The sequence below is a fragment of the Cupriavidus sp. 94F1 genome, from assembly GCF_057798875.1.
Map to the genome: position 1 here is coordinate 394,530 of NZ_JBYOJT010000003.1, position 12,756 is coordinate 407,285.

The 12,756-nt window shown below is 67.5% G+C and carries 10 protein-coding genes; 3 read left to right on the forward strand and 7 right to left on the reverse strand.

Going from position 1 to position 12,756, the window contains the following annotated elements; all coding sequences use genetic code 11:
* Positions 1–47: 47 nt before the first annotated feature.
* From AC3FJ6_RS09540 to AC3FJ6_RS09550, 3 genes are read right to left on the reverse strand one after another with little or no spacing between them, the layout of a single operon-like run.
* Positions 48–1,526 (reverse strand): efflux transporter outer membrane subunit, encoded by a 1,479-nt coding sequence (locus AC3FJ6_RS09540; protein WP_153946257.1) that lies wholly within the window; start codon positions 1,524–1,526, stop codon positions 48–50.
* 2 nt (positions 1,527–1,528) lie between these two features.
* The gene (locus tag AC3FJ6_RS09545; protein ID WP_488771646.1) at positions 1,529–4,684 is read right to left on the reverse strand and encodes an efflux RND transporter permease subunit; all 3,156 of its coding nucleotides are present in this window, start codon (positions 4,682–4,684) and stop codon (positions 1,529–1,531) included.
* 39 nt (positions 4,685–4,723) lie between these two features.
* The gene (locus AC3FJ6_RS09550; RefSeq protein ID WP_488771647.1) at positions 4,724–5,992 is read right to left on the reverse strand and encodes an efflux RND transporter periplasmic adaptor subunit; all 1,269 of its coding nucleotides are present in this window, start codon (positions 5,990–5,992) and stop codon (positions 4,724–4,726) included.
* A 432-nt stretch (positions 5,993–6,424) separates the two neighbouring features.
* On the opposite strand from AC3FJ6_RS09550, the gene AC3FJ6_RS09555 reads away from it, so the two are divergent.
* Complete coding sequence (locus tag AC3FJ6_RS09555; protein ID WP_488771648.1) at positions 6,425–7,138, forward strand: TetR family transcriptional regulator; 714 nt, start codon at positions 6,425–6,427, stop codon at positions 7,136–7,138.
* Positions 7,139–7,193: 55 nt separating this feature from the next.
* Here AC3FJ6_RS09555 and AC3FJ6_RS09560 read toward each other — a convergent pair whose 3' ends face one another.
* Complete coding sequence (locus AC3FJ6_RS09560) at positions 7,194–8,285, reverse strand: ABC transporter substrate-binding protein (RefSeq protein ID WP_488771862.1); 1,092 nt, start codon at positions 8,283–8,285, stop codon at positions 7,194–7,196.
* Positions 8,286–8,498: 213 nt separating this feature from the next.
* Here AC3FJ6_RS09560 and AC3FJ6_RS09565 point away from each other — a divergent pair, with 213 nt between their 5' ends.
* Complete coding sequence (locus AC3FJ6_RS09565; protein ID WP_092600542.1) at positions 8,499–9,191, forward strand: response regulator; 693 nt, start codon at positions 8,499–8,501, stop codon at positions 9,189–9,191.
* 1 nt (position 9,192) lies between these two features.
* On the forward strand, positions 9,193–10,671 hold the full coding sequence (locus AC3FJ6_RS09570) for a sensor histidine kinase (RefSeq protein ID WP_488771649.1): 1,479 nt from the start codon (positions 9,193–9,195) through the stop codon (positions 10,669–10,671).
* Positions 10,672–10,829: 158 nt separating this feature from the next.
* Here AC3FJ6_RS09570 and AC3FJ6_RS09575 read toward each other — a convergent pair whose 3' ends face one another.
* From AC3FJ6_RS09575 to AC3FJ6_RS09585, 3 genes are read right to left on the reverse strand one after another with little or no spacing between them, the layout of a single operon-like run.
* Positions 10,830–11,696, reverse strand: coding sequence for a ChaN family lipoprotein (locus AC3FJ6_RS09575; RefSeq protein WP_488771650.1), 867 nt, complete (start codon positions 11,694–11,696; stop codon positions 10,830–10,832).
* Complete coding sequence (locus AC3FJ6_RS09580) at positions 11,693–12,058, reverse strand: DUF2149 domain-containing protein (protein ID WP_488771651.1); 366 nt, start codon at positions 12,056–12,058, stop codon at positions 11,693–11,695. The genes AC3FJ6_RS09575 and AC3FJ6_RS09580 overlap by 4 nt, the downstream gene beginning before the upstream one ends.
* Positions 12,055–12,564, reverse strand: a complete 510-nt coding sequence (locus AC3FJ6_RS09585) for a MotA/TolQ/ExbB proton channel family protein (protein WP_400397596.1) — start codon at positions 12,562–12,564, stop codon at positions 12,055–12,057. The genes AC3FJ6_RS09580 and AC3FJ6_RS09585 overlap by 4 nt, the downstream gene beginning before the upstream one ends.
* Positions 12,565–12,756: the final 192 nt, after the last annotated feature.

Genomic DNA, 12,756 nt, shown 5'->3' on the forward strand with positions numbered 1-12,756 from the left:
GGCCATCGCGGCCTCGCCCTGTTTGCGTCTGCTTCCGGCTCGATGCGTTACTGCGTGGTCTGCGTCGCCGGCTGCGGCGCCGCCTGGGCCACCGCGCCGGTTTCCTTCAGCCCGCCGCCCAGTGCGCGATACAGGTCGATGGCATTGGTCAGGCGCAGCTGGCGTGCCTGTACCAGTGCCTGCTCGGCCGAGAACAGCTGGCGCTGCGCATCGAGTTCGTCCAGGTAGCTGGCCACGCCGCTGCGGAAACGCAGGCGCGACAGCTCGTAGCGCGCGGCTTCCGCATTGCGTTGCGCCTCCTGGCCCGCCACCTGCTCTTCGAGCGTGCCGCGCGCCACCAGTGCATCGGCCACTTCGGCAAACGCGGTCTGGATCGTCTTCTCGTAGTTGGCGACCTGGATGTTCTTGCGCACGTTGGCCAGATCCAGGTTCGACAGGTTACGGCCGTAGTCGAAGATCGGCAGCACCAGTTGCGGCGAGAACGACCACACGCCGGCACCGTTGTCGAACAGGCTGGTGAACGACGTGCTGATGTTCCCGGCGCTGGCCGTCATCGTGATCCGTGGGAAGAACGCCGCGCGGGCCGCCCCGATGTTCGCGTTGGCGGACAGCAGCGCCTGTTCGGCCTGGCGGATGTCGGGACGCTGCGTGAGCAGTTCCGAGGGCAGGCCCTCGGGAATGTCGCTGATGATGCGCTCGTCGGACAGGCGCATCGGCGCCGGCAGGTTCGGGATCTCGGCGATCGGCTTGCCCACCAGCACTTCGAGCGCGTTCTGGGCCTGCGCACGCTGGCGCGCCAGCTGCGCGGCAGAGACGCGCGCCTGGGCCACCAGCGATTCGTTGTCGCGCAGGTCCAGCGCCGAGGTGGCACCGGCATCGAAACGCTTCTTCGACAGTTCGTACGTGCTCTGGCGCGCCTCCAGCGTCTCGCGCGCCAGGTCGTACTGCTCGGCGGCGGCGCGTTCGGCCAGATAGGACTTGGCCACTTCCGACACCAGCGAGATATAGGCGGCCCGATGCGCTTCCTCGGTGGAGAAGTACTGCGCCAGCGCGGCATTCGACAGGCTGCGCACACGGCCGAAGAAGTCCAGCTCCCACTGCGTCACCGACAGGCCCACCTGGTAGATGTTGCCGGTGAACGACTGGGACACGCCCGAGGTCGTGCCCGAGAACCGCCCGCGCTGGAAGCTCGCGTTGCCGTTGATGGTCGGCAGCAGGTCGGCGCGCTGGATCTGGTACTGTGCGCGCGCTTCCTCGATCCGCAGCGCGGCCGTGCGCAGGTCGCGGTTGTTTTCCAGCGCCGTGGCAATCAGCGTCTGCAGGCGCGGATCGGTGAAGAACTCGCGCCAGCCGATATCGGTGGCCTGGCGGGTTTCGCCGCTCTTCACCTCGGCCGTGGCATAACCCTCCGGCGCAGCCGGATAGCTGCCAGCCACGGGGGCGGCGGGGCGGTCATAGTGCGGCGCCAGCGTGCAGCCGCTCATCACCCCGGCCACCAGCAGCAATGTGGTCAAAGTCTTGGTCATTGTCAGATTTCCCTCTGGCTGCTTTCCAGGCGCGCCTGCTCACGTTCGTGCTGGGCGCGGCTGCCCTTGAACCGGCTGCGCACCACGACGAAGAATACCGGCACCAGGAAGATGGCCAGCAACGTTGCCGTGATCATGCCGCCCATCACGCCGGTACCGATGGCGCGCTGGCTGCCCGAGCCCGCACCCGTGGAGATGGCCAGCGGCAGCACGCCCAGGATGAACGCCATCGACGTCATCAGGATCGGGCGGAACCGCAGGTGCACCGCTTCCAGCGTGGCATCGACCAGGCTGCGGCCCTGCGCCTGCAGGTCCTTGGCGAATTCCACGATCAGGATGGCGTTCTTGGCCGACAGACCGATCGTGGCGATCAGGCCCACCTTGAAGTACACGTCGTTGGGCATGCCGCGCAGCGTCACGCCCAGCAGCGCACCGATCACACCCAGCGGCACCACCAGCAGCACCGATACCGGGATCGACCAGCTCTCGTAAAGGGCCGCCAGGCACAGGAACACGATGATCAGCGACAGCGTGTACAGGATCGGCTCCTGCGATCCGGCCAGGCGTTCCTCATAAGACTGGCCCGACCACTCGAAACCGAAGCCAGGCGGCAGCTTGGCGAAGTTCTCTTCCATCACGCGCATCGCCTCGCCCGTGGACTTGCCCGGCGCGGCCTGACCTGCCAGCTTCACGGCCGGCATGCCGTTGTAGCGTTCCAGGCGCGGCGAGCCCATCACCCACTGCGACGTGGAGAACGCCGAGAACGCCACCATGTCGCCGTTGGCATTGCGCACGCGCAGCTTGCCCAGGTCGTCGGGCAGCAGGCGGTCAGACCCCTGGGCCTGCACGATCACGCGGCGCACGCGGCCTTCGTAGATAAAGTCGTTCACGTACGACGAGCCAAACGAGATCGACAGCGTCTGGTTGATGTCCGCCACCGCCACGCCCAGCGCACGCGCCTTTTCGCGGTCGATGTCGATGCGCAGCTGCGGCGCGTCTTCCTGGCCTTCCGGACGCACGCCCACCAGGGCAGGCGATTGCGCGGCCATGCCCAGCATCATGTTGCGCGCTTCCATCAGCTTCGCGTGGCCCTGGCCAGTCCGGTCCTGCAGGCGGAAGTCAAAGCCCGACGAGTTGCCCAGCTCGGAAATGGCCGGCGGGTTCAGCGGGAAGATGATCGCGTCCTTGATGAACGACAGCGCGCCGAACGCACGGCCCACCAGGGCCTGCGCGGTCTGGTCCGCACCCGGACGCTCCTTCCAGTCCTTCAGCCGCACGAACGCAATGCCGCCGTTCTGGCCACGGCCGAAGAACGAGAAGCCCGCCACGGTGATCATCTGGTCCACCACCTTCGATTCCTTCTGCAGGTAGTAGTCCTCGATCTGCTTGAGCACGCCGATCGTGCGCTCCTGCGTGGCGCCCGTGGGCAGCTGCACCACCGTGATCATGTAGCCCTGGTCTTCGTCAGGCAGGAACGACGACGGCAGGCGCTGGAACAGCAGGACCACGCCGGCGATGATCACCGCGTACACGATCAGGTAGCGGCCCGAGCGCTTGAGGATGCGGGCCACGATGCCCTGGTAGCCGGTCGACGCCGTGGCGAACGTCCGGTTGAACCAGCCGAAGAAGCCCTTCTTCTCGTGATGATGGCCTGCCTCGACCGGCTTGAGCAGCGTTGCGCACAGGGCCGGGGTCAGCGTCAGGGCCAGGATGGCCGAGAACACCATCGACGAGATCAGCGACAGCGAGAACTGGCGGTAGATATTGCCGACCGAGCCCGAGAAGAACGCCATCGGGATGAACACGGCGGTCAGCACCAGCGTGATGCCGACGATGGCGCCCGTGATCTGGCTCATGGCCTTGCGGGTGGCCTCGCGTGGCGAGAGACCTTCCTCGCTCATGATCCGCTCGACGTTCTCGACCACCACGATGGCATCGTCCACCAGGATACCGATGGCCAGCACCATGCCGAACATGGTCAGCACGTTGATCGAGAAGCCGAACGCCAGCATGGCGCCGAACGTCCCCAGCAGCGCCACCGGCACCACCAGCGTCGGAATCAGCGTGGCCCGGAAGTTCTGCAGGAACAGGTACATCACCAGGAACACCAGCACCACGGCTTCCAGCAGCGTCTTGACCACTTCCTCGATCGAGATCTTCACGAACGCGGACGTGTCGTAGGGAACGCTGAATTCGTAGTCGGGCGGGAAGAACCGCTGCAGCTCGTCCATCTTCGCGCGCACGGCGGTGGCCGTGGCCAGCGCGTTGCCCGTGGGCGACAGCTTGATGGCGATGGCCGACGCCGGCTTGCCGTTGATGCGGGCCAGCGTCGAATAGTCGGCGCCGCCCAGTTCCACGCGGCCCACGTCCTTGATGCGTACCGACGAGCCGTCCGGATTCACGCGCAGCAGGATGTTGGCGAACTGATCGGGCGTGGTCAGCCGGCTTTCGGTGTTGACCGTGGCGTTCAACTCGGTGCCGCGCGGCGACGGCGTGCCGCCGAGTTCGCCCACGGCCACCTGGATGTTCTGCTCCGACACGGCGGCGGTCACGTCCAGCGGCGTCAGGTTGTAGCCCGTCAGCTTGGCCGGGTCCAGCCAGATCCGCATCGCGTACTCGGTGCCGAACAGGTCGGCCGCACCCACGCCGGGCACGCGGCGGATCGAATCCACCACCTGGGCCGACACGAAGTTGCCGAGCTCGATCGCGTCGGATTTACCCGACTTCGACGAGACCGTGATGAACATCATGTAGTTGTTGCCGGCCTTGTCGACCCGCACGCCCTGTTGGCGCACCTCCGCCGGCAGACGCGCTTCCACGCGCTTCAGGCGGTTCTGCACTTCCACGGAGTTCAGGTCGGCGTTCGAGCCCGGCGCGAACGAGATGTTGATCGTGGCCAGCCCTGACGATTCGCTTTGCGATTCGTAATAGAGCAGGTTGGGTGCGCCGTTGAGCTCCTGCTCGATCGGCGTGATCACCGAGTCCTCGATCGTCTTGGCCGACGCACCGGGGTAGGTGGTGGTCACCGTGATGATCGGCGGGGCGATATTGGGGTACTGCGCAATCGGCAACTGCACGATCGACAACAGACCGCCCAGCGCGATGATCAGCGCGAGCACCCACGCGAACACCGGCCGGTCGATAAAAAACTTCGCCATGAAACTGGCTCCCTTTTATGGCTTTGGTCGAGGGCCCGATCAGCCCTGCTTGGCGGCCGACTTGTCGTCGGCCTTGGCGTCCTTGGCGTCCTTGCCGTCCGCGGCGGGCTTGTCGCCCTGCGCGGTGGCGGCCGGCGCCGATGCCGGGGCATCGGCCGTCTTCGGGGCCTGGAACGGCACGGCCTTGGCCGGCGCGCCCGGGCGCACCTTCTGCAGGCCTTCCACGATCACCTTTTCGCCGCCCTTCAGGCCTTCGGTCACGACCCAGCGGTCGCCGATGGCCTGCGGCGCCTTGACCGGCAGCGCGGCCACGTTGCCGTCGGCGCCCACCACCAGCACGCTGGCGCCCTGGGCGCTGCGGATCAGCGCGCGCTGCGGCACGGTCAGCGCGTTCTCGTCGACACCCTGCTCGATCTTCACGCGCACGAACGTGCCCGACAGCAGTTCACGCTTCGGATTCGGGAATTCGGCCCGCAGCGTGATGGCGCCGGTGGTCGGGTCGACGGTCATGTCCGAGAACAGCAGCTTGCCCGTCGCGGCGTATTCCTTGTCGCCGGCTTCCGGGTACAGATGCACCTTGGCCCCGCCGTTCACACCCTTGACCTTGCCCGATTCGATGGCGGCACGCAGGCGCGCCACTTCCGAAGCCGGCTGGGTAAAAGTCACCCAGATCGGGTCAACCTGCTCGACGGTGGTCAGCTTGGTGGCCTCTCCCTTGCCGACCAGCGCCCCTTCGGTCACCAGTGCCCGGCCCACGCGGCCCGAGATCGGCGACGTCACGGTCGTGTAGCCAAGGTTGATCTGGGCCGTGGTCACGGCGGCCTTGGCGGCGGCGATGTCGGCATTGGCCTGGCCTGCGGCGGCCACGGCTTCGTCATATTCCTGCTTGCTGACCGCGTTCACGGCCACCAGCGGCTTGTAGCGTTCGGCCTTCTGGCGCGCGGAGACCGCATTGGCTTCGGCGCGCTCCAGTTGCGCCTTGGCCGAGGCCAGCTGCGCCTGGTACGGGGCCGGATCGATGCGGAACAGCACCTGGCCGGCCTTGACCTCGCCGCCCTCGGTGTAATTGCGGGACAGGACGATGCCTTCGACACGCGCACGCACTTCGGCAGTGCGCACACCTTCGAGCCGGCCCGGCAGTTCATTGACAACGGCAACCGCGGACGGCGTGACGGTGACCACACCCACTTCCGGCGGCGGCATCGCGCCGCCCTGAGCCGCCTTCTGGCCACAGGCAGACAGCGCCAGGGCAGCGGCAGTGACGGCGGCAGCAACGGCTGCGCTACGGATACGTTGGGACTTCCTCATCGATAACCCCATGATGAAAATTTGAGATCTGCCGCGCCGCCCCAACGCTGGGCTGGAAGCAGGCGCGCCCCGGGGGCGGGGCGCGGCGGCTAAAAAAGTGATGCTTGAGTCAAACGGACGCCAGAGGTTGCGGGTGGATGATCACCGCAACCGGCCAAAAAAACGGCTTGGCCGAAATCCGGACAGGCGAGTAGTATAGATACATTCGCGCATGTATGTAAGTCCCGGTTACGAAATTAGCGCAGTTAGCAACACATGGCACCTGTTGTGTGCATTGGAATGTTCCGCCCCTGTAAGCACGATTGTTCCATTCAAGGTACGATGCGGCCGCCGGTGCGGTAGAGCAATTTGGAAAGAGAAGCCCTTCGGCGCATTTGCGCGTTGGCATCAGGAGACCCGGACGGCCATCCACTGGCCCCGGGAAAAGAGGAAATGGTCAGACGTACCAAGGAAGAAGCACTCGAGACGCGCAACCGGATTCTGGACGCGGCGGAGGCCGTGTTCCACGCCCGTGGCGTGGCGCGCCCGTCGCTGGCGGACATCGCCGAGGCGGCCGGTGTCACGCGCGGCGCGATCTACTGGCACTTCAAGAACAAGAGCGACGTGTTCGCCGCCATGGCGGACCGCGTGAACCTGCCCGTGGAAGCGTTGTGCGCGCCCGAGCGCCTGGCGCTGCAGGAAGATCCGCTCGGCGGCATCCGCGACATCTGCGCCTTCGTGTTCCGTCAGACCGTCACCAATCCCCAGTGGCGCCGCGTCTTCGAGATCATTTTCCACAAGTGCGAGATGGTGGAGGACAACGGCGCCATCTTCGAACGCCAGCGCGCGTCGCACCAGGACGGCACGGTCAAGATGCGCGAGCATCTGCGCCTGGCCATGGAACGCGCCCAGTTGCCGGCAGACCTGGATCTGGACCTGGCCGTGATGGCATTCCACGCCGCGATCGGCGGCGTGCTGGCCCACTGGCTGTTCTCCCCGACCGATTTCGACCTGAACCGCGAGGCCGAGCGCCTGGCGGACACCTTCATCGATACGCTGCGCCTGTCCCCGGCCTTGCGCGTGGGCTACGTGCCGCGCCCGATGGCGCCGCTGGACCAGGAAATGGCCGCGCTGTGCGAGCGCCAGCCGCAGGTCGTCGCCGAATAGGCATCCGGTGCCGGCAGCTTCAGCCCGGCCACCCCAACCACCGACCCCGCCCGACTCAACCCTTGAGGGCCTCGCGCCAACGCGCGAGAAAGGCCTTCTTGCGCAGGGCGTCCTGCGCAGCGAGCAGGCCCGGCCCCACGCTGATCGGCTTGAGCGCGTAGCCCAGCCGCTCTGCCAGGGCGTTGGCCGTATGCGCACTGTCGGTATCGGTGCGGATGGTATAGAGCTGCGACGTGGACTGCCCCAGCAACGCCTGCCCTGCGCGCGACAGCAGGTAATCGAGCCATAGCCGGGCGGCATTGGGCCGCGGCGCCCGGCGCGCGATAAATGCCACGCGCGACATCACCAGCGTGTAGTCGCGCGGCGCAATCACGCCGATACCGGCGCCGCGCTCCATCAGCGACAGCGCGTACGACCCCAGCAGGTTGTAGCCAAGCACCAGTTCTCCGCTGGCGATGCGCTCGACCATGTCGGCCGTCGATGCCGACATCTGCACCTGGGCACGCCCCAGCGCCTGCGCCAGGTACCAGAATTCGTTGCCCATGCGGGCGTCCTGCTGCGCCAGCAGGTAGCCCACCCCCGAACGCTCCACGTCGTACGTCACCACCTTGCCGCGCCACTGGGGCGCATGCTCCTGCAGCAGGCGCGCCAGGCCGCTGCGGCTGCCCGGCACATGCGCCGACGCGAAATGCTTGCGGTTGTAGACGATGACGGCCGGCTCGAACGTCGTGCCCCAGGCTTCGTCGCGCCACACCGCCCAGCTGGGCAGTCCGGGGCGCTCGGGCGACTCGTAGCGTTGCGCATGGCCATCGTTGACGAGCTTGATCTGCAGGTCCATGGCCGTGCTCCACAGCACGTCGGCGTAGGCGGCGTCGCGGCTGGGCGGCGCCGGGCCCATGCCCGCGCTCTCGGCCAGGAACCGCTCATGCAGTTCCAGCGTGTTGAGGTCCTGGTAGCGCACGCGCACGCCGGGATAACGCGCCTCGAACCCCTGGATCAGCGGCTGCACCACTTCGAGGTCGGTGGATGCGTACACCGTGACGCCCCCCTCGCGCTGGGCGCGGGCGATGACGTCGGCGTAGTCGCCCGGATATCCATCCGGCACACGCGGCCCTGGCTGGGCCAGCGCCGGGAACCCCATGGCCATGGCGCCACCTGCCAGCAGCAACTGGCGACGCGTGAAGCAGGACGGTTCCGGGGGTGGGGGCGGCACGGGCGGCGGAGAAGACAGGACGATGGTGTGCGGACGTGGGCGAGGCAGCCAGCAGACACCTGCGGGCAGGGCGGGGGTATTATAGGCGCCCGCGGCACGCAGGGGCGGCCCGCGAGACACGACAAGAGCGGGCAGAGGAGGTCCGGCATGCGCATCCTGCTGGTGGAAGACGAAGTGGAACTGGCCCGCTGGGTGGCACGTGCGCTGGAGCAGGGCGGCTTCGTGATCGAGCACGTCGCCGATGGCCTGCAGGCCGAAGCGCGCCTGATGGCCGAGGAGTACGACGCCGTGGTGCTGGACCTGCGCCTGCCCGGCAAGGACGGCCTGGCCGTGCTCAAGTCCATGCGCGGCCGCGACGACCGCACCCCGGTGCTGATCCTGACCGCCCAGGACACGCTCGATGAACGCGTGCGCGGCCTGAACCTGGGTGCCGACGACTACCTGCCCAAGCCGTTCGCCATCGCCGAACTCGAAGCCCGCATCCTCGCCCTGATCCGCCGCAGCCGCGGCCGCGCGCATCCGCGCCTGCAATGCGGCACGCTGGTGTTCGACGGCGAGACCCGCAGCTTTACGCTGGGCGGCGCACCGCTGTCGCTGACCCCGCGCGAATCGACGCTGCTCGGCGCCCTGCTGGCCCGCAGCGGCCAGCCGCTGACCAAGGCGCAACTGCTGGACAAGGTATTCTCGCTCGATGCCGACGTGAGCCCCGACGCCATCGAAGTGCTGGTCTACCGCCTGCGCAAGAAGCTGACCGGCCACGGGGTCACCATCGTCACGCTGCGCGGGTTCGGCTACCTGCTGGAACCCGAAGCCACGGAACCGCCCAGGGCCGGAGCCTGACATGTGGCGCCGCCACCTGCGCCAGCGCGCCCGCCTGCCGGTGCGGCTGTGGCTGCGCGGCAGCCTGCGTCGCCAGCTGCTGATCCTGCTGGTGCCGGCGCTGGCGCTGATGATGGCTGTCGACACCTGGTTCACCTACGGCACCCTGCGCGATGCCGCCAACACGGCCTACGACCGCTCGCTGTACGGCTCGATCCGCACCATCGACAACGCCATCGGCATGGCTGGCGAAAGCGTGCAGCTCACGCTGCCTGACGCGGCGATGGAGATGTTCGAGACGGCCGCGCAGACCCATGTGTTCTATCGCGTGTCGATGGAACGCGGCGGCGGCATCGAGACCGTGACCGGCTACGACGACCTGCCGCTGCCCAAGGGCCCGCTGGCCAACAACGTGCCGCGCTTCAACGACGCCATCTACCACGGCGATCCGGTGCGCGTCGCCACGATGGCGCGGCCCATCTACCGGCCCGACGCCAACATGCGCGTCATCATCCAGGTGGCCGAAACCGCGGAGCCGCGCGCCGCCCTGATCGGCAACGTCTGGCGCAGCGCGCTGCTGCGCGATATCGCGCTGATCGTGCTGTCGGCCGTGATCCTGGTCGGCGGCATCACCTACGTGCTCAAGCCGCTGCAACGGGTACGCGACGACGTCCGCGCCCGTTCGCCCGACGATCTCGCGCCACTGGCCTTCGACGTGGTACCCGTGGAGGTGCGGCCGCTGGTCGATGCGGTCAACCTGCACGTATCGCGCTCGGAGACCATGGCGCAATCGCAGGCGCAGTTCATTGCCGACGCCGCGCACCAGCTGCGCACGCCGCTGGCCATCCTCAAGACCCAGGCGGAATTCGCACAGCGGCAGCTGCAGTTGCGGCAGGACGAGCCGGCCCGCGAAGCCGCCGCCGAGGCCGTCGGCGGCATCGTCACGCAGCTGGAACAGGCGGCGCGCCTGACCAACCAGCTGCTGGCCCTGGCGCGCGTGCGGCAGCCGGGGCGCGAAGGCACCACGCAGGATGACGAAGCGGGCATCATCGACGCCGTCACGGTGGCGGAACAGGTGGCGCTGGACTACCTGCCGCTGGCGCGCGGCAAGCAGCAGGATTTTGGATGGGAGCGGCCTGCCGGCCTGACGCTGCCGGTCCGTGCGGACGCCGCCCTGCTGCGCGAGGCACTGGCCAACCTGGTACACAACGCGATCCAGTACTCGGGGCGCGGCAGCCGCATCACGCTATCGGCCGCACAACGCGAAGGCCGCGCGCTGCTGGTGGTCGAGGACGATGGCCCCGGCATTCCGGAGAGCGAACGCGAGAAGGTATTTGCGCGCTTTTACAGGCGCGTGGAAAACACCGAGCCCGGCTCGGGTCTCGGGCTGGCGATCACGCGCGAGATGGCGGCCAGATTTGGCGGCAAGGTGACGCTGCGCGATGCCACGCAGGGCCGGGGATTGCGCGCGGAACTGAGTTTTGCGCTGGCGGATACTTAGCTGCTGCTGTCCGGCTCCCCTCTCCCATGGAATGGGAGAGGGGTCGGGGGAGAGGGCATCGAGGTTCTGCTTGCTGACCCGTCGCATTTGGAACGGCTCGCCCTCTCCCCCTGCCCCTCTCCCGCTCGCGGGAGAGGGGAGCAATGCAGGCAGGTGGCTCACTGTTTCATCGGCTTGCCCATCACCGCCCCCTTGCACGGGTCGTCGCGCTCCTTCGCCGGTACGCGCACCACGACGTCGAAGCCCTTGTCGGGCGAATCCGGCTCGATATACCCGACGCTGAGCACACGCGAACCGTCCTCGGGCAGCCAGCGCGGCACGCCGATGTCGCGCCGCACGTGGCCGTTGCCGGCGATCAGCACCGCGCCCCGGCCGGCGTAGGGCCGCAGCGTCTGCGCCATCACGGCGTCGCGCGCCGCCTGCGCGTTCAGCATGCCCGGCAACATGGCCTGCGGAAAATGGCCGCAGTGGCCGGCGTCGAGCACGGCGGTCTGTGCCGTCACGATGTCGGCAGGCAACGCGCCATCGAGCCCCAGCGCCGCCTGCTGGTCGCTGGCGAAGACATCGCCATAGCCACCGCGCACGATCCTTGCCGCGTCGGCCCGCGACAGGTTGGCCGCGCGCAGCGGCAAGTCGTACTGCAGCGCCAGCGCCACCACGGGCTTGTACAGCGCCCAGTCCCATCCGCTCTGGCTGCCGGCCGCCTGTTCGATCAGGTAGTCGGCATCGTGCGGCCGTTCGCGCCGGGCCCGCTCGATATCGGACTGACGTTCGCGGTCGAACTGCTCCATCGCGATGGCCGGACGCCAGCCCGCTTCCACCGCACGCGTCAGCGCCTGCAGGCGCTGCTGCTGGGCCGGGGCGCTGTCGTGAACTTCGCCCAGCAGCACGTATGACTTGTCGGGGAACATCAGGCCGATCGCGGCCGGCGTGGCAGGGGGCGGCGGCATGGCGGTCGATGCGCAGCCGGTGGCAAGCGCCACGGCCACCGCCATCGCAAGCAGGGCAACGGGTGTGCGCATCATGGCCGGGCGGGCTCCGGTTGCGTTTGTGTCTGGGTGCCGCCGTTCGCTGCCACCGGCGTCTCGGGTACGTAGACCATCGATCCATCCTTCATGCGATAGGCCACGCCGGCCTTGATGCCGTCGCCAGACCCCACCTGGCCGCTGGCCTGGTAGCGCACGATCTTCTCGCCCTGGCGCGACACGATTTCCATGTTCGGCTTGCCCGGGTTGGAGATGATCGTCACGTCCTGGTGCGTGAACGGATTGAGCGGGTTCTGGGCGATGGTCACCAGCAGGGCGGCAATCACCACCAGAAACACGTCAATCAGGTTGACGACCGACAGGATCGGATCGTCGGCCTCGCTCTCCTCCAGGAACTTCATGCCTCGGACTCCCATTGCGGCTGCGACTGGCCCAGCCAGACCAGTTCCTCGGCCAGCCAGCGCCGGCGCACATTGACCACCCAGAACGTGATGCTGGCCGCGATCAGCGCCAGGATCACGGCCGAGAACGCGATGGTCAGGTTCTCGCCCACATTGGCCAGATTCCCGCCGGACAGGCTCTTGAGCGCCGGCCCCATCGGGATCATCGTGGCCACCAGGCCCAGCATCGGTGCCACGCGCGTGGCAATGCGCGGACGTTCCAGCAGCTTGTGCGCCGTGACGTCCAGCGCGTCGGGGTGGCTCACCTTGTGCCGGCGCGCCCAGGCGACCAGCGGATAGCCGCGGCCCGAGCTGACGGGATGGCGGCCGCGCAGCCAGGCCTGCATCGCAAAATCGCCAAGCGCCCAGAACGCGTAGAGGAACAGCAACCCGATCAGCGCCAGCGTCGGATACAGGAACAGCTGGCCAACGTCGTACATCAAGGTTTCAAGCAGGGTAGGGGTCATGGTCTAGCGCGACGACGGATATCCATACGATGAATAACCGAACGCATAAATATCTAAGTTAAATTCTTTGAGTAGATCAGTATGCGACTCTGCGCCGCCCGGCCCACCGCCGGGTGTTGCAGTTGCCAAGGCAAGGCCCCGGGCCAGCCAAGATAGCATCGGCACGATGGCTGTGACAGGTGAATTGCGCAC

What these genes read in the sequence shown, in the direction of transcription:
- AC3FJ6_RS09540 (WP_153946257.1), bottom strand. Translation starts at nt 1,526, where the DNA reads ATGACCAAGACTTTGACCACATTGCTGCTGGTGGCCGGGGTGATGAGC.
- AC3FJ6_RS09580 (WP_488771651.1), bottom strand. Translation starts at nt 12,058, where the DNA reads ATGAAGTTCCTGGAGGAGAGCGAGGCCGACGATCCGATCCTGTCGGTC.
- AC3FJ6_RS09570 (WP_488771649.1), top strand. Translation starts at nt 9,193, where the DNA reads ATGTGGCGCCGCCACCTGCGCCAGCGCGCCCGCCTGCCGGTGCGGCTG.
- AC3FJ6_RS09575 (WP_488771650.1), bottom strand. Translation starts at nt 11,696, where the DNA reads ATGATGCGCACACCCGTTGCCCTGCTTGCGATGGCGGTGGCCGTGGCG.
- AC3FJ6_RS09585 (WP_400397596.1), bottom strand. Translation starts at nt 12,564, where the DNA reads ATGACCCCTACCCTGCTTGAAACCTTGATGTACGACGTTGGCCAGCTG.
- AC3FJ6_RS09555 (WP_488771648.1), top strand. Translation starts at nt 6,425, where the DNA reads ATGGTCAGACGTACCAAGGAAGAAGCACTCGAGACGCGCAACCGGATT.
- AC3FJ6_RS09565 (WP_092600542.1), top strand. Translation starts at nt 8,499, where the DNA reads ATGCGCATCCTGCTGGTGGAAGACGAAGTGGAACTGGCCCGCTGGGTG.
- AC3FJ6_RS09545 (WP_488771646.1), bottom strand. Translation starts at nt 4,684, where the DNA reads ATGGCGAAGTTTTTTATCGACCGGCCGGTGTTCGCGTGGGTGCTCGCG.
- AC3FJ6_RS09550 (WP_488771647.1), bottom strand. Translation starts at nt 5,992, where the DNA reads ATGAGGAAGTCCCAACGTATCCGTAGCGCAGCCGTTGCTGCCGCCGTC.
- AC3FJ6_RS09560 (WP_488771862.1), bottom strand. Translation starts at nt 8,285, where the DNA reads ATGGCCATGGGGTTCCCGGCGCTGGCCCAGCCAGGGCCGCGTGTGCCG.